The organism is Limnospira platensis NIES-39 (assembly GCF_026000695.1).
Classification (GTDB): Bacteria; Cyanobacteriota; Cyanobacteriia; order Cyanobacteriales; family Microcoleaceae; genus Limnospira; species Limnospira platensis.
This window is the reverse complement of sequence record NZ_AP026945.1, coordinates 2,848,765-2,874,761: the sequence shown is the minus strand read 5'-3', so window position 1 is coordinate 2,874,761 and position 25,997 is coordinate 2,848,765. Positions and strand designations below refer to the sequence as shown.

At 45.9% G+C, this 25,997-nt stretch carries 22 protein-coding genes, 1 tRNA gene and 4 pseudogenes; 16 read left to right on the top strand and 11 right to left on the bottom strand.

Going from position 1 to position 25,997, the window contains the following annotated elements; translation table 11 throughout:
* The first annotated feature begins 13 nt into the window (after positions 1 to 13).
* The 7 genes and pseudogenes from N39L_RS13930 (at position 14) to N39L_RS13900 (ending at position 5,973) form a co-directional block, all read left to right on the top strand.
* On the top strand, positions 14 to 1,252 hold the full coding sequence (locus N39L_RS13930; RefSeq protein WP_014275520.1) for a glycosyltransferase family 4 protein: 1,239 nt from the start codon (positions 14 to 16) through the stop codon (positions 1,250 to 1,252).
* A 77-nt stretch (positions 1,253 to 1,329) separates the two neighbouring features.
* Positions 1,330 to 1,770, top strand: coding sequence for a ribosome silencing factor (gene rsfS, locus N39L_RS13925; RefSeq protein WP_006617699.1), 441 nt, complete (start codon positions 1,330 to 1,332; stop codon positions 1,768 to 1,770).
* A gap of 22 nt (positions 1,771 to 1,792) precedes the next feature.
* Positions 1,793 to 2,293: a CGLD27 family protein gene (locus N39L_RS13920; RefSeq protein ID WP_006620520.1), complete on the top strand. Its 501-nt coding sequence runs from the start codon at positions 1,793 to 1,795 to the stop codon at positions 2,291 to 2,293.
* A gap of 22 nt (positions 2,294 to 2,315) precedes the next feature.
* On the top strand, positions 2,316 to 3,269 hold the full coding sequence (locus N39L_RS13915) for an asparaginase (protein ID WP_043468293.1): 954 nt from the start codon (positions 2,316 to 2,318) through the stop codon (positions 3,267 to 3,269).
* A gap of 44 nt (positions 3,270 to 3,313) precedes the next feature.
* Positions 3,314 to 3,387 (top strand) — tRNA-Met (locus N39L_RS13910).
* A 1,103-nt stretch (positions 3,388 to 4,490) separates the two neighbouring features.
* Positions 4,491 to 4,697: pseudogene (locus tag N39L_RS13905) on the top strand (IS1 family transposase); the annotation flags it as partial.
* 213 nt (positions 4,698 to 4,910) lie between these two features.
* Positions 4,911 to 5,973 (top strand): annotated as a pseudogene (locus N39L_RS13900) (ISKra4 family transposase).
* A gap of 78 nt (positions 5,974 to 6,051) precedes the next feature.
* Here the strand turns inward: N39L_RS13900 and cynS are convergent.
* The 5 genes from cynS to N39L_RS13875 all read right to left on the bottom strand — a co-directional run bounded on the left by cynS (position 6,052) and on the right by N39L_RS13875 (position 10,698).
* Positions 6,052 to 6,492 (bottom strand): cyanase, encoded by a 441-nt coding sequence (cynS, locus tag N39L_RS13895; RefSeq protein ID WP_006616532.1) that lies wholly within the window; start codon positions 6,490 to 6,492, stop codon positions 6,052 to 6,054.
* A gap of 330 nt (positions 6,493 to 6,822) precedes the next feature.
* Positions 6,823 to 7,254, bottom strand: a complete 432-nt coding sequence (locus tag N39L_RS13890) for a nuclear transport factor 2 family protein (protein WP_006620528.1) — start codon at positions 7,252 to 7,254, stop codon at positions 6,823 to 6,825.
* Positions 7,255 to 7,264: 10 nt separating this feature from the next.
* Positions 7,265 to 8,134, bottom strand: coding sequence for an ABC transporter ATP-binding protein (locus N39L_RS13885; protein ID WP_006616530.1), 870 nt, complete (start codon positions 8,132 to 8,134; stop codon positions 7,265 to 7,267).
* On the bottom strand, positions 8,134 to 8,949 hold the full coding sequence (gene ntrB / locus N39L_RS13880) for a nitrate ABC transporter permease (protein WP_006616529.1): 816 nt from the start codon (positions 8,947 to 8,949) through the stop codon (positions 8,134 to 8,136). The genes N39L_RS13885 and ntrB overlap by 1 nt, the downstream gene beginning before the upstream one ends.
* Before the next feature lie 144 nt (positions 8,950 to 9,093).
* Positions 9,094 to 10,698 (bottom strand): CmpA/NrtA family ABC transporter substrate-binding protein, encoded by a 1,605-nt coding sequence (locus N39L_RS13875; RefSeq protein ID WP_014275517.1) that lies wholly within the window; start codon positions 10,696 to 10,698, stop codon positions 9,094 to 9,096.
* Positions 10,699 to 11,429: 731 nt separating this feature from the next.
* On the opposite strand from N39L_RS13875, the gene N39L_RS13870 reads away from it, so the two are divergent.
* The 4 genes from N39L_RS13870 (at position 11,430) to N39L_RS13855 (ending at position 14,232) form a co-directional block, all read left to right on the top strand.
* The gene (locus tag N39L_RS13870) at positions 11,430 to 11,684 is read left to right on the top strand and encodes a hypothetical protein (RefSeq protein WP_035735762.1); all 255 of its coding nucleotides are present in this window, start codon (positions 11,430 to 11,432) and stop codon (positions 11,682 to 11,684) included.
* A gap of 288 nt (positions 11,685 to 11,972) precedes the next feature.
* Positions 11,973 to 12,119 carry a hypothetical protein gene (locus N39L_RS13865; protein WP_162097030.1) on the top strand — a complete coding sequence of 49 codons (147 nt, stop codon included), beginning with the start codon at positions 11,973 to 11,975 and terminating at the stop codon, positions 12,117 to 12,119.
* Between the two features lie 945 nt (positions 12,120 to 13,064).
* Positions 13,065 to 13,217, top strand: a complete 153-nt coding sequence (locus tag N39L_RS13860) for a hypothetical protein (RefSeq protein WP_162097029.1) — start codon at positions 13,065 to 13,067, stop codon at positions 13,215 to 13,217.
* 748 nt (positions 13,218 to 13,965) lie between these two features.
* Positions 13,966 to 14,232, top strand: a complete 267-nt coding sequence (locus N39L_RS13855) for a hypothetical protein (protein ID WP_014275513.1) — start codon at positions 13,966 to 13,968, stop codon at positions 14,230 to 14,232.
* A 285-nt stretch (positions 14,233 to 14,517) separates the two neighbouring features.
* Here the strand turns inward: N39L_RS13855 and N39L_RS13850 are convergent.
* The 3 genes and pseudogenes from N39L_RS13850 to N39L_RS13840 all read right to left on the bottom strand — a co-directional run.
* Positions 14,518 to 15,227: pseudogene (locus tag N39L_RS13850) on the bottom strand (IS1 family transposase).
* Positions 15,228 to 15,833: 606 nt separating this feature from the next.
* The gene (locus N39L_RS13845; RefSeq protein ID WP_035736381.1) at positions 15,834 to 16,013 is read right to left on the bottom strand and encodes a hypothetical protein; all 180 of its coding nucleotides are present in this window, start codon (positions 16,011 to 16,013) and stop codon (positions 15,834 to 15,836) included.
* Between the two features lie 206 nt (positions 16,014 to 16,219).
* Positions 16,220 to 16,748, bottom strand: a pseudogene (locus N39L_RS13840) (SWIM zinc finger family protein); the annotation flags it as partial.
* 356 nt (positions 16,749 to 17,104) lie between these two features.
* Here N39L_RS13840 and N39L_RS13835 point away from each other — a divergent pair.
* The gene (locus tag N39L_RS13835; RefSeq protein ID WP_043468289.1) at positions 17,105 to 18,817 is read left to right on the top strand and encodes a type II toxin-antitoxin system HicA family toxin; all 1,713 of its coding nucleotides are present in this window, start codon (positions 17,105 to 17,107) and stop codon (positions 18,815 to 18,817) included.
* 74 nt (positions 18,818 to 18,891) lie between these two features.
* Here N39L_RS13835 and lipA read toward each other — a convergent pair whose 3' ends face one another.
* Positions 18,892 to 19,752 carry a lipoyl synthase gene (lipA, locus tag N39L_RS13830; protein WP_434221626.1) on the bottom strand — a complete coding sequence of 287 codons (861 nt, stop codon included), beginning with the start codon at positions 19,750 to 19,752 and terminating at the stop codon, positions 18,892 to 18,894.
* A 545-nt stretch (positions 19,753 to 20,297) separates the two neighbouring features.
* Between lipA and N39L_RS13825 the strand changes: the two genes are divergently transcribed.
* From N39L_RS13825 to pabB, 3 genes are read left to right on the top strand one after another with little or no spacing between them, the layout of a single operon-like run.
* Positions 20,298 to 20,876, top strand: coding sequence for a response regulator (locus N39L_RS13825; RefSeq protein WP_006619071.1), 579 nt, complete (start codon positions 20,298 to 20,300; stop codon positions 20,874 to 20,876).
* 19 nt (positions 20,877 to 20,895) lie between these two features.
* On the top strand, positions 20,896 to 21,942 hold the full coding sequence (locus N39L_RS13820; protein ID WP_043469024.1) for a bifunctional heptose 7-phosphate kinase/heptose 1-phosphate adenyltransferase: 1,047 nt from the start codon (positions 20,896 to 20,898) through the stop codon (positions 21,940 to 21,942).
* A 7-nt stretch (positions 21,943 to 21,949) separates the two neighbouring features.
* Positions 21,950 to 23,710, top strand: a complete 1,761-nt coding sequence (pabB, locus tag N39L_RS13815; protein ID WP_035736399.1) for an aminodeoxychorismate synthase component I — start codon at positions 21,950 to 21,952, stop codon at positions 23,708 to 23,710.
* A 188-nt stretch (positions 23,711 to 23,898) separates the two neighbouring features.
* On the opposite strand, the gene N39L_RS13810 is transcribed toward pabB, so the two are convergent.
* Together N39L_RS13810 and N39L_RS13805 are read right to left on the bottom strand one after the other, a co-directional pair.
* Complete coding sequence (locus tag N39L_RS13810) at positions 23,899 to 24,582, bottom strand: Mo-dependent nitrogenase C-terminal domain-containing protein (protein ID WP_006619074.1); 684 nt, start codon at positions 24,580 to 24,582, stop codon at positions 23,899 to 23,901.
* 145 nt (positions 24,583 to 24,727) lie between these two features.
* A complete protein-coding gene (locus tag N39L_RS13805; protein ID WP_006619075.1) occupies positions 24,728 to 25,027 on the bottom strand; it encodes a 30S ribosomal protein PSRP-3 in 300 nt (99 codons plus the stop codon).
* A 96-nt stretch (positions 25,028 to 25,123) separates the two neighbouring features.
* Here N39L_RS13805 and N39L_RS13800 point away from each other — a divergent pair, with 96 nt between their 5' ends.
* Positions 25,124 to 25,897 carry a TIGR01548 family HAD-type hydrolase gene (locus tag N39L_RS13800; protein WP_006619076.1) on the top strand — a complete coding sequence of 258 codons (774 nt, stop codon included), beginning with the start codon at positions 25,124 to 25,126 and terminating at the stop codon, positions 25,895 to 25,897.
* The last annotated feature ends 100 nt before the right edge of the window (positions 25,898 to 25,997 follow it).

The window sequence follows — 25,997 nt, the reverse complement described above, 5'->3', positions numbered from 1 at the left end:
TGAGCTGAAAATTATGCGTATCCTAATTTATTCCTACAACTACTATCCTGAACCCATTGGTATTGCTCCCTTAATGACTGAACTGGCGGAAGGTTTAGTTAAACGGGGTCATCAAGTGCGGGTAGTTACCGGAATGCCTAATTATCCAGAACGTCGCGTTTATCCAGAATATCAGGGTAAATTCTATGTGACTGAACAGAGAAATGGCGTAGAAATTCAGCGCAGTTTTATTTGGATTAAAGGCCCAAAACCCGGCTTAAAAGCTCGGTTAATGTTAGATGGGAGTTTTATTACTACCAGTATTTGGCAAGCTTTTAAAGGTTGGAAACCCGATGTAATTTTTGCCACAATTCCCCCGTTACTTGTCTCTTTGCCTGTGGCTTTATATGCCACAATTAGACGCTGCCCAATCGTCTTAAATCTTCAGGATATTGTCTCGGAAGCAGCTATGCGGGTTAAGTTGGTTGAAGGGGATAGCTTCGTGTTGAAGACTGCCCGCAAAGTTGAAGAATTGAGTTATAAAAATGTGAGTCGAGTTAGTGTCATCGCTGAAGGTTTTAGGGATAATTTATTACAGCAAGGTGTCCCCGACGATAAAATTGCTTATATTCCCAATTGGGTGGATACTAAGTTTATTCATCCTTTACCTAAAGAAAACAACCCATTTAGGGAAGCCCACGGATTAACAGATAAATTCGTGGTTCTTTATTCTGGGAATATTGCCCTAACTCAAGGCATGGATACTGTCATTAAAGCTGCCGCTAAACTTCAGCATATTAGTGACATTGCTTTTGTGATTGTAGGGGAGGCTAAGGCTTTGGCAAATCTCCAAGAGTTATGTAAGGTTCATCAGGCAGATAATGTGTTATTACGACCCTTTGAACCCCGGGAAAAATTGCCGGAAATGTTGGCGGCGGCTGATGTGGGTTTGGTGGTGCAAAAACGAGATGTCACGGCGTTTAATCTACCTTCAAAAATTCCCGTGATTTTGGCTAGTGGTAGGGCGATCGTGGCATCGGTTCCAGATACCGGGACGGCTAAGGTGGCTGTAGTCAAAAGTGGCGCCGGGGTGGTGGTTCCCCCGGAAGATCCCCAGGCTATGGCTGATGCGGTCTTGAAATTATATGGCGATCGCCACTTAGTCGAGGCCTTGGGTAAACAGGGCCGTAAGTTCGCCGAGGCAGAATTTAGCTTTGATTTAGCTTTGAGTAAATATGAAGCCCTATTTACCGAGGTCAGCAACTCTCGTTAACAGTTCACACCCGATACCTGCACACAGGATCTTCATCCGAGTTGTTAGAATGATCACATCCGTACAACCTTTCACTAATGGGGGAATTTTATCGCTTAATGTTTAATAATAGCCATAGTCAATACGCACCGGATGGGTCTACGACCCTCAAGGGTCGGGTTGAGGACCCCACCCTAGCCACAGCGATCGCGGCGGCGATCGCTGCCGACGATCGCAAAGCCGACAACATTAAACTTCTGAAAGTTACCGAAGTTTCCTACTTAGCAGACTACTTTCTCATTGTCACCGGCTTCTCAAATACTCAGGTTAGGGCCATTCATCAAGCCATTATCCAGAAAGTAGAAGAGGAAAACCAGCGACAACCGCTGCGAATTGATGGTCAAAGCGAAGGTTCTTGGATAGTGGTAGACTATGGTGATGTCATGATCCATATTTTGCTACCAGAGGAACGAGAGTTCTATAATTTAGAAGCCTTCTGGGGTCATGCTGAAAAAATTAGCTGGTCTGCACTGACTTAAACCCTAAGCCCTAAAAATACTTATGAGAAAGGTTTCTGTTTCAGTCTGCCCCGTCCCCCCAGAACAACTTCCCATCAATGAATATCAGGAACTCCAAGAATCTTGGTTTTTTAGTTGGGTAACATTACCATGGCCGAAATATCTGGGCAAGTTAGCAACTGTGTGGCTATGGTCCAGTGTAATTTTTGCCCCCGTCGCGGCTGCTAGTTTTGCCCCCCAACGGAGTCCTGTCCATTTTATTTTGAGTGCGGGCGCAGGTTCCACTCTGTTTCTGGCCTTGGTTTTGCTGCGGTTGTATTTGGGATGGTGGTATATCCGATCGCGTTTAATTAGTCCAACGGTTTTTTATGAGGAGTCGGGATGGTATGACGGTCAAACTTGGGTAAAAACTCCTGAATTTATCACCCAAGACCGGTTAATTATTACCCATCAGGTGCAACCCCTCCTATACCGACTTCAACAAACCTGCTATGGTTTAGGGTTGGTTGTGGCTATGGGAGGGATGATTTGGATCGGCATTTAAAATTATTATTGATTCGGAAAATATGACAAGGGGAAAACGTACACACACAGCGGAATTGGAAGTTAAATTGTTGCGCGAGGGGATTACAGAAGCCGTCCATCGCATTCAAGCCGCCGTTTGTGATAACCGGGGTAAACTTCTGTTTCTGGCTGGTAGTCCAGACACTTCTACTTTTGTGCGGTCGGCTTTGAAGCCCTTTCAGGCTTTGGCAATTACTACCACTGGCACTTTAGAACGTTATGATTTGACTGATCGTGATTTGGCGATCGTTTGTAGTTCCCATCACGGACAGATTGAACAGGCTAGACAAGCCTTTAATATTCTGTGGCGCTGTGATATTGACCCTTCTCATCTACAATGCCCTATTCCTCAAGGTAAACGTAGCCCCCTTGAACATGGTTGTTCTGGGAAACACGCCGGAATGCTGGCCGTCTGTCGTCAACGTCACTGGCCTTTGGAGACCTATCTACAGCGTAAACACCCCGTCCAACAATTGATTATCTCCAAGCTGGGAGAACTTTTGGGTATTCCCGGAGATGAGTTTGTCGGCGCTAGGGATGATTGCGGAGCCCCAACTTATCAGATGGAATTGTCTCAGATCGCGACTTTATATGCTCAGTTGGCTTCCGGTGATAATTTGGACATGGAACGCATTGTCCGATCTATGACCCATCACCCGGAGTTTGTCGCCTGTGAGGGACATTTTGATACGGAATTGATGCGATTAACACAAGGGGAACTCATCAGTAAGTCTGGGGCTGAGGGAGTCCAGTGCGTGGGTCGGGTCGGTGAAGGTATGGGATTGGCGATTAAGGTTATGGATGGGGCGAATCGTGCTAAATATGCGATCGCTATTCATCTACTCACTCAGATGGGTTGGATTACTCCTACAATGGCTGAAAACCTTGCTGATAAGTTCATGATCCTTAATAATTTTAAGCGCTTAGAGGTTAGCGGAGAATTAATTATGATTTAGGGGTTGCAATTTCTCGGCTGTTGGTTTATACTGTATTCATACAGCGCGGGGTAGAGCAGTCTGGTAGCTCGTCGGGCTCATAACCCGAAGGTCAGTGGTTCAAATCCGCTCCCCGCTATTAAACCGAAAACGTTGATATATCTACTGTGGCGGGAGTTGCCTATAATGGTTATCCTACCTAATTACTCAGATATTACTCATAAGCTAGTCCTAACACAGGAAAATAATTCTCTCAATAGGATGATTACTCAGTCAACAAGCACAACTTAATCAATCTGTCAAATACCCATATCACCCCCATAACCGGACGCTGATAGGGTGGTTCCCTTGTGATACCCGTCAAGGGCAAGCCTATCGGTTCGTTCGTCACCATTGACTGCTATCACGGCGGTCACTTCCCCAATAGTGCTTGTTCCGGTTATGGGGGGAGGGTATGTTTCAAAGCCAACACGATAGCCGTAGGTAGCCGTAGGAGGGAACCCGCTAGGGAATCAACGTACAAAGATATCAGACCGCCTTTCAGTATCAGATTATGAAAGTATGGTGGCGATCGCCTATCCGGTTATCTATGGGTCTGATTCATAATCTCCGGTGAGGGGAAACTATGGGCTATCATCTACCGGATCCAACCCGATACCCCCAAACAACTTTTCAACTGGTGACAATTACCGGGATGGGACTCGATACCCACATAATTATCAGCAAGTCTCCAATCTTTGTTGGCAATCACCCCGCGCGGAAACCGATACCAACATAATCACCTTACCCAAAAATCTTAGTCGTAGGTTGTAGGTAAAGCTATCTGTTAGGGGTAAAGTAGTTCTGGGTATTATCTGGACATGATAGGGTAAGCATTCATATAAACCCGTAATTAGACTGTTGCAGTTAGACTGTTGGCACTTGACCTAATGAAAAAATTGACATTTAATTAGACTGTTGCAGTTAGACTGTTAGCAAAAAAATACATAGACACCCCCTACAGTCAGAAACCATAGGGGGTCATTAAGTTATTGGGGTATGTGGTTAGCTGTTAGGCTGTTAGGTGTTAGGGCTTACGCCAACCATCATGATCAATATCATCTCTGTTGATTGGGAGATGGGGTGATTGCTTTTTATCTTCTATAGCACTAGTCAATACGGTTAGGACGCAGCCTTGAGAACAGAATCCATGGCATCATGGAGAGAATCAAACTGCGTCCTAACCACCTTGACTAATGCTATAGTGCCTTTCGGCGCCGACAAAATCTCTACGCCAAAACGCCATCAGGACTCGATCGAGCACTCTCGGTACAGCGTTTAATCCATAATTGGGTTAGACCGCGATGGTCGAGTTGGGAGACTCCTGCCATGGCGCTCGGTTTCGCCTCACGAGCGGTGAGTGTTGGCCCAATGCTTTCTCTGAGGAGCTTTCGAGACTTGCCACCTTAAGTGACCAGTACCGTCAAATTAGGAGCCGTGTGCTGGGAAACTCGCAAGCACGGTTTTGTATGGGAGGGGGAGATGGCGACATCTCTCTCGACCCCTACTCAAATAGTCTCACGTTGGGTGCATCTCAGTTAAAAAATGAGTAATTGTACTTAGTGCAACCTTCACCCACAGCCCTACATAATGAGCGAAGCACCACTCACCCTCCCTCTACTCATGGATTCTCAGAAACCAGCTCAACTCCAGCAACACCTTGACGCGATTGCGGCCATTCTCTACAGCGAAGCTAACCCTGCTGAACTCACCGCCCTTGAAGCCATTGAGAAGAGTGTTCGTGCTCTTACTCAAGAGCACGTCTTGCCTCAACTAGGAGTTTTTTTATCGACCAGGCAACAGACCGCCACAGTGGAAAACAACTCACCCTGACCAGCATCCTCGGTAAACTCACCCTCACTACCGCTCAAGGTCAACAACTGCAAGTGAAGCCAGGGACTCGTTGGAGTCCATACTTTGAGAAGTGTTGCTTGCTCGTTAGTGCTAATAACGCTTACCAACGAGCCGAAGAGGATATCACGATACTGACCGGGATGAGCATCTGCCACAGTACGCTCCAACGCCTTGTACAGCGAGAGGACTGGTGTGAGGTGGAGATAACTGACCCCCCACACGGAACTGAGCCTAGATGGAGGAATGGTTCGCCTGCCCACTGAGGAGAGTCAACCCTGTGAGTGGAGAGAATACAAAGGGTTAAATGTTCATGAGCAAGGGGGTGTAGCGTTCTTTAAAGATAATCAAGGACTACTGGAGTGGGGTGAATGCCCAACCCCTAGGGGAGCAGTTTACCTGTCTTGGAGATGGTCATGAGGGGGTGTGGAACATTGTCAGTGAGATGGGGACATCACAGCAACGGATGGAAGTGCTCGATTGGTATCTAATAATGGAAAATGCCAACAAGGTGCAAGGAACACCGGCTCAACAGTCGCAGATGCGAGCACTGCTATGGCGAGGAGAGACCCAGAAGGCAATTGAGTATCTACGCCCAGAGCCATGTCGGGGAGCGACGGGGTTTATCAATTACTTAAAGCATCACCAGACTAGGATTATAGACTACCAGGCTGGGCAGGAAGCGGGGCAATCGATTGGTTGGGGTCGGGTGGAGTCGTTGGTGAAACAAATTGGGATGAGGGTGAAGTTGCCGGGGGCACAATGGCGAAGGGAGAATGTGCCGAAGGTGTTGAGGCATCGCTGTGCCTACCTAAATGGCGCGTTAGCTGCTTAATCAGGGTAAGAGTAGATTTTTTCCCTGAGTAATTATACTCATCTCCTAATTGAGATGCACCCATCTATTTAATTAGTGCTACCACTTCTTATAAGGTAAGAACTTACCACACATAATCACCTGGACACGATCGCCCTTAGGATCTTCAACCTTTTCCACATCGAGGGTAAAATCGATCGCACTCATGATACCATCCCCAAACTTTTCATGGATTACCTCTTTTATAGGCATCCCATACACCTGCATGATTTCATAAAAACGATAAATCAGAGGATCAGAAGGAATAACAGGATCTAAAGAACCCTTGAGAGGAGGCACAGTCAACTCATCCGCCAACTCCGCAGGTAAACCCAAAGCCTCCACCAACTTTTTGGCTTCAGCCTCATCCGCACTCGCCTGACGATAAATCACTGACGCAATCCAAACCTCATCCCGTCCTAAAAGTTGCTCCAACTCAGTAAAACTAACACATCTTGCTTTCTTAGCAGCCAATAATTTTTCAGTAATAGGTGCAGTCATTTAAAATTCTCCTTATTTGTTGATTTTTTGATTGGTAAACATGGTAGTCCTAAATAACTTGTAATATTTAGTCCAGATAAATAGCAATAGTGGAAACCCCCAGAATTAGGAGATTTAGGGGGCAAAAACCCCGACTTTTGATATAACTGATTATCCAAACTTGTAAACCATTAGCCTTCATTGCCCCCTTGTTAAGGGAGGTAAGGGGAGATCTGATCTTACAATTCAAAAGGACTACCATAAATAAATTAATTGTTTTGTTGAGACTCCCCCCTTATTAAGAGGGTTGGGGGGGATCTAGCCCCAAATTTGCGGGGAACAGACAAGGATCTAATCCCTTTCCCAAAGGAACTTACGATCCGATTCAGCAATAGCCAGATCATTGATACTCGCAAATCGATATTGCATCAAACCATTTTCCGCAAATTCCCACATCTCATTACCATAGGCACGATACCACTGGTTAGATGAATCATGCCACTCATACTCAAACCGCACCGCAATGCGATCACCCGTAAAAGCCCATAGCTCCTTACGCAAACGATAATCCAACTCCGTTGCCCATTTACGATACAAAAAAGCCTTAATCTCCTTCCTACCAGACAAAAACTCATCACGATTGCGCCATTGAGAATCAACCGTATAAGCTAAAACAACCTTTTCAGGATCTCTGATATTCCAAGCATCCTCAGCCATCTTGACCTTTTGAGTCGCCGTCTCTAGGGTAAAAGGAGGAAAAGGGGGTTTAGATTCAGTTACCATAATCACCTTCCTAAGCCACCCTCGCTTCTTCCACGGCGCGAGTTTCTCGGTATAAATGTTCCTCCATCGCCACCTTCAAATCATGATAGGCGGGATGTTCTTCCACCTCAAGACGATTGCGAGGACGAGGAAAAGGCACATCCAACACCTGAGCAATACCGGCCGCAGGACCTTTGGTCATCATAATAATCTTATCAGACAGTAACAAAGCCTCATCAATACTGTGAGTAATCATGATTACAGTTTTGCGATGTTCTTCCCAAATTCGCTCGATTTCTTCCTGCAAAAAACCACGAGTTAGAGCATCTAGCGCCCCAAAAGGCTCATCCATCAGCAAAATATCAGGATTAATAGCCAAAGCTCTGGCTATCCCTACCCTTTGCCTCATACCCCCTGATAACTCATGGGGATGTTTTTTTGCCGCCCCTTCCAGGTTCACCATTTGTAAATGCTCTTTTACAATTCTTTTTAAATTGGTAGGAGACATTTTCGGGTAAACCGTCTCCAGGGCAAAGCGGATATTTTCCTCCACCGTCATCCAAGGCATGAGGGCATAATTTTGGAACACCATACCACGATCAGGCCCAGGCCCTGTGATGGGTTCTTTGTTCATCATTACCGAGCCTGTAGTTGCCGAGGTTAAACCAGCGATAATACTCAATAAAGTAGATTTACCACAACCCGAAGGGCCAATGATACTGACAAAATTATTGTATTCAATATTGAGATTGATATTTTCAAGGGCGACAAAAGTTTTTTTCTTACTGCCAAATAAGCCATGCTTAGTAGAAAATACCTTTGATACTCCCCTTAAACATACCTGAACAGTATCTGGGGCTTCAAGATAAGTTAAATATTCTGGTTGATTAGATACAGTCATTATTTTTTACCGAAAGAAACAAGATTTTCAAGGAAGATAAAAATTTGGTCAAGTATTAAACCCACCAAACCGATGATGATAATGGCAACGATAATATTAGGTAAATATAGGTTATTCCATTCATTCCAGATGAAGTAACCTAACCCTGTGCCCAAAAGCATTTCTGCCGCCACGATTACCAACCAAGAAATACCCATACTGATTCTTAATCCCGAAATAATATTAGGTAGTGCCGCCGGAATAATTACCTTAAAAATAGTGCGCCAACGGGAAGCACCCAAAGTTCTCGCCACATCAAGATAATCGGAGTTAACATTACTAACCCCAAAAGCTGTATTGACAAGGGTAGGCCAAATACTACTGATTAAGATAATAAAAATACCTGTTTTTTCGGAATCTCGGAATAAATATAAACCCAAAGGCAACCAAGCCAAAGGAGAAACTGGTTTGAGTAACTGTACATAGGGGTTAAACGCTTTCGCAGCAATTTTAGAAATACCGATTAAAATGCCCAAGGGTACGGCAATCACCGAAGCCATAATATAACCGATTGCCACCCGTCGCAAACTAATCAATAAATTCCAACCAATACCCATATCATTAGGGCCATTATTGAAAAAAGGATTAGTCAACCACCACCACAACTCCTTAATAGTCACAGAAGCGGTAGGTACTCCTTGGGAAAATAGTTCCAGATTTGCCCCTATTTCCCACGATGAGAGAAAAATGCCGAGGGAAATAAGGAATATCCCCAGCGCTTTTATGTTTTCATTTTCTAAGAATTGTTTAAATTTATTGTCTTGAGTAATATTCATCTTTACTGCAATTAGTGTTCTCTTTCTTGCCAAAACAACAAGGCAAACTCTGCATTAGTTTTACCCCCCTATCCACAAAAAATTGTGGAATTGATAAGTAACTATTCATTACCCCCTTATTAAGGGGCTAGGGAGGATAAACTCCTAGAAGCCAAACTCATCAATTTGAGCCTGTATATAGCCTTCTGGATCTTGAGGGTTAAATTCATCCAAAGCCAGGGTTTCCGTGCGATAAATATCATCAGGGGGAGTTTGTCCTAATTCCTGAGCCAATTCCCTCGCTAAATCCGTTAAAAACACATCCTGCCCGATTTCGTCATAACTACCATCAGCGATCAATTGGGCTGCCCTACCATTTCCTGAAATATCCCAACGGACTAACTGAGACGTAATCCAGTTAGCAAAACTCTGCCAAGGATAGGGGTCAAAATCGATGCGATCGGGTACATTAAAACTATTACCCAAACCATCTTCAAAATTACCCGTTAATACGGCTTTAACCACCTCCACAGGTTGATTAAGGAAAGATCTACCAGAAATAGCCTCGGCAATTTCCTCCCTATTTCCTGACTCACTAGCGTAATCCGTTGCCTGAATAATTGCTTTATTCAAAGCTCGGAAAGTATTAGGATTATCGTTTATCCAAGTATCACTGGCTGCAAAAGCACAACAGGGATGACCATCCCAAAGATCTTTGGTAAGTTTATAAATAAACCCTGCCCCTTCAAAAACGGCTCTTTGGTTAAAAGGATCAGGCATCAAGAAACCATCAATATCTCCAGCAATTAGCTGGGCAATACTATCTGGGGGAGGTACAGAGCGAATGGTAACATCAGTATCGGGATTAATACCACCAGTGGCGAGATAATATCTGAGCAGTAAATTGTGCATTGAATAAGGGAAAGGTACACCCAAAACAAAGCCTCTAAAATCTTCTGGCTTATTGACATTACCCCGATGCTTGTCGGCGATGGTAATGGCTTGACCATTAATATTTTCAATACTAGCCAGTTTCACTCCAAAGGTAGCCGAGCCTAATCCTAAAGTCATGGCGATGGGCATGGGGGCTAACATATGATAAGCATCCAATTCCCCCGCAATGGCGGAATCTCTTATCGCTCCCCAGCTTGGCATTCTGACGTTCTGAGTATTTAGACCATGTTTTTGATAAAAGCCCAAAGGCTGAGACATAATAATGGGAGTTGCACAGGTAATGGGAATAAAGCCTACTCGTAAATCTGTTTTTTCCAAATCCGATACATCTGGGGGAGGATCATCAGGCTCAATTACCGTATCCCCACAAGCATTTACCAGGGTAACAAGGGCTGCACCGATGGCAATATTTTGTAAAAACTTACGGCGACTTACTTCCCCATTACGGATGGCATCCCCAAAAAACTGCCCAGATTTTGCTCCAAAGGCGGCAGAAAAGGCATTATCCAAACCTCCCGCTTGTTTTGCTAATTCCAAGACCAATTTTTCACGCTTGGGATTACCTTTACCCGCCATTTTCAAAAATAACTCTTTTCTTAGTTCGGCGGTACTCAGAGCATCGGCAATATCAAATGTTTGGGGTTTATATACTCCCATCTTGGTCAAGTCATTGATCATGTGCAAAGGATCACTGGGCATGGTTTCCATGAATTCCCAATGAGATTGACTTGGATGAAATTTACCACATTTAATACAAAGGTTTTCTACTCCTTTCCATTCATCTCGCTGAGATAAGACCGTCTTGGCGAATTTCATGATTATACATGTGAGTAGATAAACTGACCATGTGCATTAAACTGTTTTTCTCCGACATGAACTGTATCAATAGATACTTTTACCTGAAGTTTTTTCCCTTTTTTGCGCTCAACCATTTTATTTAACCAATATAAAATTGGCGCTGGTGCGTTGGCTGTTAGGCGGTGCGGGTGCTGGTTTGTTGTTAGTTGTCCAGTGTTTGTTGGCTCGTTGCCGGCTGGGCAGTTCGGGCGGGGCTTGCCGCTCTCTGTTTGGGCGATGTAGTGGCTTGCGGGCGGGCGTTTGTTAGCTCGCTCGCTTTTTTTTTGCGGATAACAGGTTAGGCAATCCCCTTATTTAGGATAACCGCGGCAATTCTGTTTCCATAAAGTGCAACTTCTTGGTGCGAGACGTTTAGGAGTCAAATAAGGCGGCAATGCCTGAAACAACCTCCGAGTGGGACTTTCACCCCTTGGTGAAATATAAGGGACTCGTACCCTGACCATCCCATAACTGTTTATATGTCCCAACGTTTGGTATAGAAATATACAAAACAAGGCAGGGAACTCAAGGTCAAAACGCCAAACTGGAAATATTAATGATTCCTTAACAATTGCGTTGAGAGTAACGGCGATGTGCGAGACGTTTAGGAGTGAAATAGGGCTGCAATGCCTTAAATAACCTCCTAGTGGGACTTCCACCCCTTGGTGGAATATAAGGGATTCGCACCCCTGACCATCCCATAACTATCTATGTGTCTCAACATCTGGCTTCGACAACCAGATAAGGCAGAGAGACTCAAGGTCAAGACTGAGCGAAAAAAAGAGGGGAGTTGTGAACCCCTTGAGTATAACGTAAGGTTGAGAGTAACGGCGATAGCCACCCCCAGTTTTGGGAATCATAACCCCAGGATTGAAGCGGGGAACGGAAGGCGTGAAGTAGAACCTACTACCAGAGGCGACCACTGCCAACCATCCATGATTAGGGAAACCGAATGTCCGGCTTGAACCATCGTAATACTCTAGTAGCGAAATAGGTTGATACGCTGCGCTCAAAAGAGCACGGGGAAGTGCGAGACGTTTAGGAGTGAAATAGGGCTGCAATGCCTTAAATAACCTCCTAGTGGGACTTCCACCCCTTGGTGGAATATAAGGGATTCGCACCCCTGACCATCCCATAACTATCTATGTGTCTCAACATCTGGCTTCGACAACCAGATAAGGCAGAGAGACTCAAGGTCAAGACTGAGCGAAAAAAAAGAGGGGAGTTGTGAACCCCTTGAGTATAACGTAAGGTTGAGAGTAACGGCGATAGCCACCCCCAGTTTTGGGAATCATAACCCCAGGATTGAAGCGGGGAACGGAAGGCGTGAAGTAGAACCTACTACCAGAGGCGACCACTGCCAACCATCCATGATTAGGGAAACCGAATGTCCGGCTTGAACCATCGTAATACTCTAGTAGCGAAATAGGTTGATACGCTGCGCTCAAAAGAGCACGGGGAAAAGAAGGGGTATATTACCACCACCTTCACAGACCTTTAAAGTACCCCGGTGGATAGGACGAATCTAAAGATGGAATGCCCGCATAGATGGAACGTTTAAACCCCTCATTGGCTCTCAAGTGGCAGGATGTACTTGTGGAGTAGCGAAAAGTGTAAGCGTATGCCTTTAAGGGAAAAGGATGTGACTGAAAGCTAATGCCTAACTGTAATGGTTAGGATATGCCCACTAGTCACGGTGTGGATATAGAGACCACAACAACTAAGAGTGTTATGACGAAAACGAGTTAATGACTACGTGTGTATATAGCTCCGAAAGTTGAGGTCATAAAGCAGGGGGTTGTAGCCCTGTTCCCACTGACAAAGGGGTATTCACATCAGGAGCCGTATGAGATGAAAGTCTCAAGTACGGTTTTGAAGTGGAGTCGGGGAAGGTGACTTCCCTTTCGACCATAACAAGAAGGGGTATATTACCACCACCTTCACAGACCTTTAAAGTACCCCGGTGGATAGGACGAATCTAAAGATGGAATGCCCGCATAGATGGAACGTTTAAACCCCTCATTGGCTCTCAAGTGGCAGGATGTACTTGTGGAGTAGCGAAAAGTGTAAGCGTATGCCTTTAAGGGAAAAGGATGTGACTGAAAGCTAATGCCTAACTGTAATGGTTAGGATATGCCCACTAGTCACGGTGTGGATATAGAGACCACAACAACTAAGAGTGTTATGACGAAAACGAGTTAATGACTACGTGTGTATATAGCTCCGAAAGTTGAGGTCATAAAGCAGGGGGTTGTAGCCCTGTTCCCACTGACAAAGGGGTATTCACATCAGGAGCCGTATGAGATGAAAGTCTCAAGTACGGTTTTGAAGTGGAGTCGGGGAAGGTGACTTCCCTTTCGACCATAACAGCCACCCCCAGTTTTGGGAATCATAACCCCAGGATTGAAGCGGGGAACGGAAGGCGTGAAGTAGAACCTACTACCAAATGCGACCACTGCCAACCATCCATGATTAGGGAAACTGAATGTCCGGCTTGAACCATCGTAATGATTTAGCAGCGAAACAGGTTGATACGCTGCGTTCAAAAGAGCAAGGGGAAAAGTAGGGTAATCATGACATCACCTACACAGACTTTTAAAAGTACCCCGGTTCTGAGGACAAATCTAAAGATGGAATGCCCGTATAAACGGAACGTTTAAACCCCTTTTAGGCTCTCAAGTGGCAGGATGTACCTGCACAGTAGTGAAAGTGTAAGCGTATACCTTTAAGGGGAAAGGATGTGACTGAAAGCCAATGCCTAACTGTAATGGTTAGGATATGCCCACTAGTCACGGTGTGGATATAGAGACTGCGACAATTAGGAGTGTTTACGACGAAAGCGAGTTTAAAGACTACGATGTTGTATTTAGCTCTAAAAGTTGAAGTCACAAAGCAGGAAGTTGTTACCCTGTTCCCGATGTCAAAAGGGGTATCTACATCAGGATCCGTGTGCTGGGAAACTCGCAAGCACGGTTTGGAATTGGAGTTGGGGAAGGTGACTTCTCTTTCGACCATAACCAGTTTAGAGACACCGGGGAGATTTTCCTAAAGTGAAAGTATTTGCAGTTTAGAGATTACCGGGGAGGTTAGGCGATCGCTTTTCCGGACGGTTGACTGTTTTTCTAATCTGGTAGGGAGGTAGGGCGATCGCTTTTCGGGTGGCGGGGGTTTGGCAGCGCCGGGGGAGGGATTAAGGGCGCAGCGGTAAAATCCATGAGTGGAGCGTAGCGGAACGAATTTAACTTTGTGACCAAGCCCTTAATACCGTGGGTGGGTGGGTTCCGCCGCCGCCAATGGGGGGAGCTTGAGGCGATCGCTTTTCGGGTGGCGGGTTTTGGAATGCTCCTTAGTCGGGGTGAGTTGAGAGGTAGGGCGATCGCCGGCGCGGACAGTTGGCTGGTTTGGGCTAACTTGTGGGGAGGTGCGGTTGGCTGGTTTTTAGAGGCGGTTGATTTGTGGGGAGGCAAGGTTTTCTGTTTTTTTAGATTCTCGGGCGATCGCCGGCGCGGATAGTCCTTGGCGTGCCTTGGTTGGGATGCCTAGTTACTGGGTGCTTCGCACAAGAGGGGTTGACTTATGGGGATGCCAGGTTATTGGGCGCAGTGGCTTACTAGTGTTCAGTGAAGTTTAGTGGTGGCGCTCCTCTCGTAATCGCCGCGCGCCAAAACGAAAGTTACTAGTGTTCAGGAAAGGTGATCGCGGGCGCGGGCTCCAAATACCGCTCGGTCCTAGTCGGCAGTGGCTTACTAGTGTTCAGTGAAAGCAACTGGTGGGGGATCCGCTCCGGGGTGGGTAGTGCTAAAGAGGTAATGATGCGTTGTAGTGATGGATAAAATACCAAATGCCACCAATGTGATTCTGCAAACACTTGGAAAAGGACAAGGTCTTGGGTACTAAGCGAGACACTGGTTGTCTCAAGGTATTGTTAAACGTTTCGATGTAGCTGGTCAAACCTGTATCCTTCCCAACCCCTTGATGACGTTTACTCGGTAGAACAGCCTCATAGGCTCCCCAGAAATCTGTATAAGCCACCGCACATTGGCGATACACTGGGGGCAATGACTCCCACAATTGGCGGGCTGCGGCTTCATCCCGTGCACCAATGTAAACACCGACAATCTCACGGATTTTTACGTCGAGAGCTAACCAAATCCACTGTTTGTTTCCTTTATGGTTGACAAATGACCACAATTCATCACATTGAATCGTTAACCTCCCGTTTTTTGCGCCTCACCTGGACTTGGCGGGGCACAGAGGCATATTTCTGATTGACGTAGTTTGGCAGCCAGGGCTCAGACACTTGGACGGCCCGTGCTATTCCGGCAAGGGGAATTCTCTCCATCGGCAAACGGTCAATCAGAGACCGTGTTTCTTGGTCAATCACCTTTTTGGTGGGGGTGTTCAACAAACTGTCGTCCATAATCACGACACTTGAACCGTTGTTTGCCGTTGTGAATCCGTCCATTTTTGACGGTGTGGGTAGATGTACAAGTTGGGCAGGCAGGTATGGAAATTGAACCCGAGTCGGTTTTGTTATGGTCGAAAGGGAAGTCGCCTTCCCCAACTCCAATTCCAAACCGTACTTGAGACTTTCACCTCATACGGCTCCTGATGTGGATACCCCTTTTGTCATTGGGAACAGGGCTACAACCCCCTGCTTTATGACCTCAACTTTCGGAGCTATATACAACCACGTAGTCATTAACTCGCTCTGGTCATAAACACTCTTAGTTGTCGCGGTCTCTATATCCACACCGTGACTAGTGGGCATATCCTAACCATTACAGTTAGGCATTAGCTTTCAGTCACATCCTTTCCCCTAGGAGGCATACGCTTACACTTTTCACGCTCTGCTTGCGAGTAATATTGCTCACTTGTTTATTAGCAGAGCCTAAGAGGGGTTTAAACGTTCCGTTTATATGGGCATTCCATCTTTAGATTTGTCCTATCCACCGGGGTATTTTCAAGGTCTGTGTAGGTAGTGTAAGTAAACTCCTACTTTTCCCCTTGCTCTTTTGAGCGCAGCGTTTCAACCTGTTTCGCTACTATAAATTGACGATGGTTCAAGCCGGACATTCGGTTTCCCTAATCATAGATGATTGGCAGTGGTCGGGTTATTGGGAACAGGTTTCCCTCACGCCTTCCGTTCCCCGCTTCAATCTGACGGGTTGTGAGTCCTGAAACTGGGGGTGGCTATCGCCTTTACTCTCAACTTCCTGCTGTACATAACACCAGCGTTCAGTCTTGACCTTGAGTTCCCTGCCTTGTTTGGATTCCTCCCAACGTCGGGACATATAAACAGTTATGAGGATGGTCACGAGTGCGCTCCTTATATTCAACCAAGGGGTTGAAGTCCCCACCAGGCGGTTATTTCGGGTATTGCAACCCTATTTTATGCCTGAACGTCTCGCACCTACACCTCTATCATTACATATTAGGCACTACCCAATTTTTTTAGATCAAACAAACCTCCTTGTATGCTCGGAAACCCTATAGGTTTCCGTATATTTCGCAATTTAGCGATAATCTCTTCTTTCAAGCGTCCCCGCAGTTGAAATAAGACACATGGATCTTCACTAAAGCGATCGCCTAACATATAATAAACTGCACCAATATGTTTACAGGGGTTAGCCGGATCTGGACAACAGAGCGCGAGAATGTACTTCATCCAAATTAAAAGGAAACAGCCGCAAGCCATTTTTAGCAAATACATCCTCAATATTATAAGGCATTTCCCCTGCTAACAACTTGGCGGAAAAAATCGCCTGCTGGGATAATGTTTCAATCACATATCCCCATTCTTCCTCGGTAAAAGTATCTAACCACAATTCCACTTGATAAGGTTCGGCTTGCGTCCCCTGAACTTGCGCCAGAACCCGCTGACCAGTAAATTCAATATTGAGAACATTACCCTGTCTGGCATAATTTCTCGCCCTTTCCAATCGTTTCTTAAACCGATAGCGATTCAGAATGTCTAACCATTGCTGGGTCCACCATTCCTGATTATTTTCTATATGGTAATCTGCCATGATTGGGAACCCCCAAAAATATCGTTTTATTCATTATAGACAACGGGTGAGGGTTGACAACAGCCGGGAACTCATGATAGGATATTGACATATTGTTTCATAATGAGAATATATGCACAAATAAAAAAAATTCGACTATTCCCATTATTTAAAGTATAGCCCAGAACCCCCCAAAAGGCAACCCCACCCCCCAAAAAAAAATTTTTCGCAACAAAAATTAATTTTTTGTTACAAAAGTTAACATAATGACCTAGTGATGGCGATAATGCGATCGCGGTAGGGGGAATATTTTTCCTGAGAATTTGCGTAAATTGTTTGAGGACAATTGATAAATAATTATAGGGGTAGGTTAATTTATGAGATTCAGAAGACCGAAAGAACTGCTGGGCAAGGTGAATGTCAAAATCGCGCTGCTAATGTTGGGTCGATTAAGCATAATCAGCGTCATATCTTTGGTTCTGGCAACGATTAACAACTATGGAAATCATAAAAACTACTGGGAGCGGACAATTTTTGCGACGCAGACAGTAGATTTTAACATTTTATCTCACACTTTGCCGACGAAACTTTCCCTGGCGCTGCTAGAGGGAGAAACGGAGGAGTTGCAGCGGACTCTGGACAGTAACTACGGGTTGTTCGGGTTAGTAGTCACGAACTGCGAAAGTGCGATCGCCGATTGTCCAGAGCAGGAAATCCTCTACTATTCCAATTCCCGTCGCCTTGGGAAAGAGGGTTTTAAGGTAGAAAACCTAACTAATGAGCCTTACGATCTCCTACGGGACCCGCCGCCATTGTTTGCGGAACGCAAATATAAACGGCGTTATCAACCGGAAGCTGACCCGACGGGGATGGTCAACAGAGGGGAAATCATCGGGCGGGTATATTACGTCCGGCGGGTGCCGCCAACCTTCGCGGAGAGTTACGCGAAATGGGCGAGGGGGTTGCTGAGGTTCCAGCACAGTCCTAGTATTTTCTCGCTGACTGCGGGTATATTTTTGGCGGGGGGTGCAGTGGTTTGGTTGCTGATCGAATTTGTGTTGTACCGAAAGCGCCGAGAGAGGAAACAGTTACTGGAAGAGGCGCGGAATATTCGGGAAGAGTTGCAGCAGAAAGTTAAACAAAATGAAGCTCTGATCGCTGTTAGGGAAAAGGGGCGGAAGGAGTTGGAGGACTACCGAAGGGAACAGCAATCGATCGCAGCGGAACTGAAAATAGCGATCGCGGACTACGAACAGAAAATCGTGGATTTCCAACATCAACAGGATGATAGCCAGAGCAATCTGCAAGAACTGCGGAATCAATTAGCCTGGGCGGTGGAATATCAGGTAGAGGCGCAAGAGGAAATTGACAGACGCTCTGAGGCGATCGCCAACCTGGAAAATTGCCTGAATAGCCAGAACAGGGAACAGCAGGAAATGACGCGCACCCTGGAAAAGTGGCAGCGCCAGTTGCAGGAAACCGAAGATCGGGAAAAGAGGACCAATGAGCAGATAGTGAGCCTGAATCAAAAGATTGCGGAACTGACGCGCGAGTATGATCAGGCGATACAGCAATCGGCAGACCTGCAAAGCCAACTGAGGGAACAAGCTGATGTTGAGCAGTTGAGAAGAGCCTTGGAATCGGCTAGGGAAGAATCAGAGTGTATCAAAGAACAGTCCCGAGATTTTGAAGTCTATATCACCGAAGAAAATGAGAGTTTGGCAGCCAAAATCAGACAGTTAGAAAATGAACTGGGGGAACATAGATCGAGAATTTTGTACCTGAAAAGTCGCCTAGAGGATAGGGAGGTAGGTGATCACCATGTCAGTGACTCGATCGAACCTGAAGATTGCTTTACCCCAGCCAACCTCAGTAGATCCACCATACCCTCTTTGTCCAGTTCTGAGGTAATCAGAGGTCTACATCGCTTGGAATTTGTGACTGACCACCAAACAGGGAGCCATGTTCACCTCAAAAAAACCCTTGTTTGTAGGGTTCCCCATCATGCCAAAGATGTGCCTTACGGTATCCTCAAAAACATTTTACAATCGGCGAAGATAACCGAACAAGAGTTGAGGGATAATTTCTGATTGGAGCAACTCGGTTCCCTATTTAATCATTAAATGATTAGGGAAATTGGGGTGATGGGTGGGAGGGTAGGAGGCTAAAATTCGCCAGCATGATAGGAACTCCGAACCAGGGGACCGGAGCGAACGTGAGAAAAACCCATATCTTTGGCGATCGCCCCTAGACGGTCAAACTCTTGGGGAGTCCAATATTTATGGACGGGGAGATGATCGAGGGAAGGGCGCATATATTGACCGATAGTGAGGCGATCGCATTTAACCTCTCGTAAATCAGCGAAAGCCTGTAAAATCTCGTCTTCGGTTTCCCCATGTCCCAACATCAGACCGGACTTAGTAGGAATAGTCGGGTCAACTTCTCGGACGTGGCGCAACAGGTCAACAGAGCGATCGTACTTCGCCCCCCGTCGCACCGGACCAGTAAGCCGCCGGACGGTTTCAATATTATGGTTATAACAAGCAGGTTTTGCTCTCACCACCAAATCAATACGCTGATATTGTTGCTGTTGAGTATCTTCAGCCTTTCCCCCCCAAAAATCGGGAGTCAGCACCTCAATTTGAGTTTGGGGACAACAAGAGCGAATTTGCTCCATAGTAGCCACAAACCACCCCGCGCCGCCATCAGCCAAATCATCCCGCGCCACAGAAGTTAACACCACATAACGCAACCCCAAAATTTGGACTGCTTCGGCTACCTTGCGGGGTTCATCGTGATCAAGTGGCATGGGAGCATGGCCCTTATCAACTTGACAAAAAGCACAGGAGCGGGTACAAGTAGGCCCCATAAGTAAAAAAGTAGCGGTCCCCTGAGCATAACATTCACCCCGGTTAGGACAGCGCCCCTCCTCACAAATAGTATGAATTTGTCGCTGTTTGATAATCCGTTGCACCTGTGATAGTTGACTCGCGGCACCAATAGGACGACGCAACCACTCAGGCATAGATTTAATTGCGTCTCGGTGACGTGATGAAATAGAATCAGAAGTGCTTGACATAATGTATTGATATCTAGGATAGCTATTTTTTAGAACACAAAGCAGTTTTCTGCGATGCTGATTATATGGGAACTTACTATAACAGTTTCTCAAGCCATCGAGTACATTCGGAAGCCCCTCGCCCTCCTTGGGAGAAGGGTTGGGCGTGAGGGCTGCAACCTAGACTTGTGCAAAACGCTATATATGTGGCTGCATCTGGTAAAATGTACAAGTTTACATTCCTTTCGGAAACAGTTAGGTAGATTAGCTGCCCGGATCAAGTAAGCCGGGAGCCCAGCACTACCCTTCTGAGAACAATTCTTCATATTTCAAAGGAGAAGAAAGGTAAATTAGCGCTAATTCTTGATAAGGATTAGCTTTTATGACAGCATCCTTGACCATTGTTGGTGATACCATACTATTCTCGGTTTTGTTAATCTATGAACAGATTTGAGAAGGTTAAATACTGCACCAATATTCAGATTATGTATTCATCACCGGGGGAGTAAGCCGTGGCAGGTCGGAAAATTATAGTTATTGATGATAGTAAGGTAATTCGGGTCAAAGTTCGGGAGATGTTACCCCAGGGTAACTTTGATGTGCTAGAAGCCAAAGACGGGAAGGAAGGCATAGACCTAGTGCGCCAAGAACACCCCAACCTGATTATGCTGGATTTCCTGTTACCCAAACTCAGCGGATGGGAGGTTTTTCAGCAAATCCAAGCTAGTGAAGAACTTAGGAAAATCCCTCTGGTGTTGATGTCGGGTCGAAAAGAGGAAGTGACGGAGAAAATTGCTGAACCCTTCGAGTATTTTGAGTTTATCGAAAAGCCTTTTGAGAAAGGACAATTGGTAGATGCGATCAAGTCGGCTTTTGAAAAGGCTAAGAAACCTCGCCAACCTCTGAAAGTGGTTCCCCCACCTGCACCGGCTAAAGAGACAGCCCCTCCTCCGGCGGCGGTGACAACGGGGGCGGACGCGGCTAAGATTAAGGCTTTAGAACAGAAAATTGTCGCTATGCAGAGGGAAATGATCGCCCTGAAAAAACAGGTGGCTCAAATCAAGGCTTTTGTACTCAAAAAAGTCAAGTAGGGGTGAGTAACTGTTGATGATGACCCTAGAATCTTCGTTTTTTAATCAGCTTGAGGCGGCGGCGGATACCCTCATGAAACACTTGGATAATTTTTCCAGGGTGCGAGTTTTGGTGGTGGGGGATCTGACTCTGGATGAGTTTCTGACTGGTCAGGTGGAGAGGCTGTCGCGGGAAGCACCAGTGCTAATTCTGCGCCATGAAGTTACTCAACAAATCCCAGGAGGGGGAGCTAATGCGGTTTACAATTTGGCTAAGTTGGGGGCTGCGGTGTCGGTGGCTGGGTTGGTGGGAAAGGATGACCAGGGGGAGACTCTCAAAGGGATTTTTCGGGAGGCGGGAATTGATACGACGGGTATTCTGACAGACCCAGACCGCCCTACGGTGACTAAAACTAGGATTTCTGGACACGCACGCCAGTCGGTGACTCAGCAAATTGTCCGGGTCGATCGCAAATCGGATGATTTACCCAGCTTAGAACTTCAATTGCGGTTGGCTGAATATATCGAACAACACAGAGATAATGTTGATGGGGTGGTTTGTTCGGACTATGGGGATGGGGTGTTAACTTCCCCGGTTATTGGTGCGGCTTTGGGTCATGGGTTTTCGGTGGTGGATGCTCAAGTTGATTTACAACGCTATCAGGGGGCGATGTTGTTTACTCCTAATGTTCCGGAAGCGGAAAAGGCGGTAGGATATGCGATCGCTAATGAAGAGAGTCTCAGACGTGCGGGGAGTGATTTACTGAATTTGACTAAGGCGAAACGGGTGCTAATTACTAGGGGTGAGGAGGGGATGAGTCTTTTTGAATGGGGGGAAAATCACACGCTACAAGTTAGCCATGTTCCTCCGTTTAATGTTTTGGATGTTTTTGATGTGACGGGGGCGGGAGATACTGTGGTGGCGGCTTTAACTTTGGCTTTATCTGTGGGGGCGAGTTTTTGGGAGGCGGCGGTTTTGGGTAATTTGGCGGCTAGTTTGGTGGTGCGTCAGTTTGGGACGGCTACGACTTCTATAGCGGAAATGAAGGAGGCTTTGCGATCGCTTTTGGAGGATGAAGTTAGTTGAGTGGACTATGAACAGAGTAATCATCCATGATGCGAAAAATCAGCAGTGGTTACTATTTGAAAATCCCTGCTATATTGTTAATTGCGATCGCCTCGAACAGGTGATTCCTGGCTTAGAACAGGTTAACCAAAGCCTCCAACAACAGCATTTATGGGCGGCGGGTTTTATCAGTTATGAAGCCTCTAGCGCTTGGGATTCGGCTTTGACTACCTATCCCCCAGATGAGTTTCCTTTGCTCTGGTTTGGGCTATATGAACAACCACAAATTATCACCCCACCCCGCCTCTGTTCCCCATCAGATTATACTGTGGGTGAGTGGTTATCTTCTGTCACCCCCACTGAATATCAGGAGGCTATTAAGCAAATTCGAGGTTATATTGCTAGGGGGGAAACCTATCAGGTCAATTATACTTTTCGCCTACGGACGGAGTTTTCTGGGGATGCTTTGGCTTGGTTTTGGCAATTAGTGCGATCGCAACAAGCCGACTATGCAGCATATATCGAATGTGGCGATCGCTTTACCATTTGTTCTGCTTCCCCGGAACTATTTTTCCAACTCTCTGACCGTCAACTCGTCGCCCGTCCCATGAAAGGAACCGCCCCCCGTGGTTGCACTTTAACCGAAGATAATGCCATAGCCCAAGGGCTGCAAAATTCCCCCAAAAACCGCGCCGAGAACGTCATGATTGTGGATATGATCCGCAATGATATTAGCCGCATTGGCGATATTAAAACCGTCCAAGTTCCCCAATTATTTACAGTCGAAAAATACCCAACCCTGTGGCAAATGACCTCCACAGTAACCGCAAAAACCCAGGCTTTACCATCAGAAATTATCGCCGCTTTATTCCCCTGTGCTTCCATTACAGGCGCACCCAAACCCAGAACCATGCAGTTAATTCGCCAGTTAGAAACAACTCCCCGCCACCTTTATACTGGCACCATTGGCTTTATCGAACCCGAAAATACCCCCAATAATTATAGAACCCAGTTTAACGTAGCCATTCGTACAGTTATCATTGACCGCCAAAATCATCAAGCCGAGTATGGCGTGGGTGGCGGTATTCTTTGGGATTCTGACAGCCAGGATGAATACCAAGAATGTCAAACCAAAGCCAAGTTTCTGAGCCTCAATAATAGCTCTGATTTTTCCCTATTAGAAACCATGCTTTGGACACCAGAAGCAGGATTTTTTCTCCGGGAAGACCACCTAAAAAGGTTATCCGATTCAGCCATTTATTTTGGGATTCCGTTATCCGTAGAACACATCAATCAACAATTAATAGATATAAGTAAATCCTGGTCAATTCCCTATCGAGTTAGGTTATTAGTAGACCGCCAGGGTGTTCTAAATTGCGAAATTTCTGCCATTGAGAAATCCCCACCTAACCGACAGATTTATTTAGGTTTATCTCCCACCCCCATTAATTCCCAAAACCCTTTTTTATATCACAAAACCACCAACCGCAGCATCTATGAAACCGCCCGTAATTCCCGTCCCGACTGTGATGATGTGATTTTATGGAATGAACGGGGAGAGGTTACAGAAACTACGATTGCTAATCTGATCATTAAAATCAATGATGATTGGCTTACCCCCCCAGTAACCAGTGGTTTACTTCCCGGAACTTTTCGGGGTAGCTTACTCAAACAGGGTAAGATAAAAGAGGCTATTATTGATATAGAAACCCTCCAAAAATCGGAGGATATTTATATCATTAATTCTGTCCGCCAATGGCAAAAAGCCACTCTTAAAACCACTAAATAACCCCCTCTCCCTGTCTCTCCAGAAGGCGGGTTTATTCATCTTCCGGTGTGGAATATAAATTCACAGGAGAACCCGCCCCTACATTATAATACATAAAGGGGTGGGTTTAAATGTGGTTTTGGTTGGGGAGTCAGGATGAGGCAATCATCAACAACTGACAGCGGAAAATAATTGCCTCTGGTCATTAGCTAACAATACTTGGAGATATCCTCGTGACACTCATCAGCCAGATAAGATAAAGCCCGAAAGCGTAAGCCGACTAATTGCTCATAGAGGGGGTTAATCTTGCACATGGGGGGGATATGAACAATTTTGTGACCAAAGAGCTTAATATCCCGTTCAAAGGGACACTGAGGAGGAACCATTTTACAAATAAATTTGGCTACTTTGGGATCATGTAATTGCCAGTCATCTAGCCAATGCTTGACGGGAGCTAAAACATCTATATGATGGTGGTGATGTGATGGCTGTTTGGGCTCTTTGCAGTAACCTTCTGATAAATCTTCTAAGGTGTGTCTGAGGGAGTCTAAGGCTTTAACCTCTAAACCCAAGGCTTGACAAAACTGGTGGAGAAGATCATCTTCACAGACTGAATAAATGCCATCAGCCAGGGCGACCATGACGGCGGTTCGTAGGAAGTTCTCGGCGAGAATTGTGTTTTTTCCTAGGACTTCTGCTAATTCCTGGGGGGAAATGGGTTCGAGGGTGTTAACATCGATATCTGTTGCGAGGATATCATGGGTGATGCTGGCAATTAATTCCTGCTCTTCTTCTTGGAACTGACCGTCGGCCCAAGCTAAGGCCAGTAAGCCTCTCATCCAGGCGAGAGTCTGTTCATTTGTGTATTGGGTGGATTCAGCGATGCTATTCATTAGTTATCCTAGCGCTCGATGTTTCCAGTTTAGCTTAGGCGATCGCTCAAAAAAAAGTATATACAATGTTACCAAGAGAGCAAAAGCCTACAACCGAATGCTGTAGGCTCAAACTCGCTATAATGTTAATAACTGTCGCGCGCTATCAACTGCTTCCGGTGAAAATCACTTCCGGGAATTTGGATTGGGCTTCGCCAAGGGGCCGCCGTCTGCCTTCCTCTTGCCAGTAGTTGATGACTTCGGTAGCTTTATTGAGTAACTCAATGCGCTCGACATCATTGATCCAGCGCTTGGACTCTAGTTCATTTTTGAGTTCTTCCCAGGCATCTTTGCGTGGCCAGAAAAAGTAGGAGGTCAGTGGACTACTGCCTTTTCCCACTACTTGGTCAACGGCCAGCGCGACGTTATCATCGAGCCAGAGAACTTTTAGAATGAATCTTGACAATTACACCTCCGGGCTAATTTGAGTTAATTGCAAAAAATACACAACACTCTATTATATCGCAGTATCTGTTGTTTGTAACATTTTTGATGGGTTGACATGAAGGCTATTGTAATTTTTGATATTGACGGGGTAATTCGAGACGTGGGAGGGTCCTATCGTCGGGCGATCGCAGATACGGTAGAACTGTTTACTAAATCCTATCGTCCCACGGTCTCAGATATCGATCGCCTCAAATCTGAAGGGGTTTGGAATAATGACTGGGAAGCGTCCAGGGAGTTGATTTATCGCTATTTTGAGAGCCAGGGTCAACATCGCGATGCCATTAACCTGGACTATGGGGAAATTGTAGCGTTTTTCCAATCCTGCTATCAAGGGCCAGACCCAGATAATTGGACGGGTTACATTTGTGGTGAACCCCTCTTGTGTACCCCCGAATATTTCCAGGAGTTAACGGATCATGCGATCGCCTGGGGTTTTTTTAGCGGAGCCATGCGAGATGAGGCATTATATGTATTGCAGGGGAAACTAAATCTGCCCAATATTCCCCTAATTGCTATGGAAGACGCACCGGGAAAACCAGACCCCACGGGGTTGCTGGCTGTGGTGGGTCAATTGGAACCCCCAGAGTCCCCCAAACCCGTGATTTATGTGGGTGACACGGTGGCGGATATGTATACAGTGGCTAAAGCTCAACAACAGGACAGCACCCGGACTTGGGTGGGTGTGGGTGTATTACCTCCCCATATTCAACAGACTACGGAGAGTATAGCATCCTACACCCAGACCCTGAAAAAAGCCGGAGCGACTCAAGTAGTCCATGGTGTACAACAACTAACACCAGAGGTGATTTTCCGGTTGATTTCTGAGTAGTTTTGTCCCACAGCAGCTAGTTTTTACCATATTTAGGGCTAATCAGGCTACACTAGATGATAATACAAAGTTTTAATAGCAAACTTCCTTAAAGCCTGCA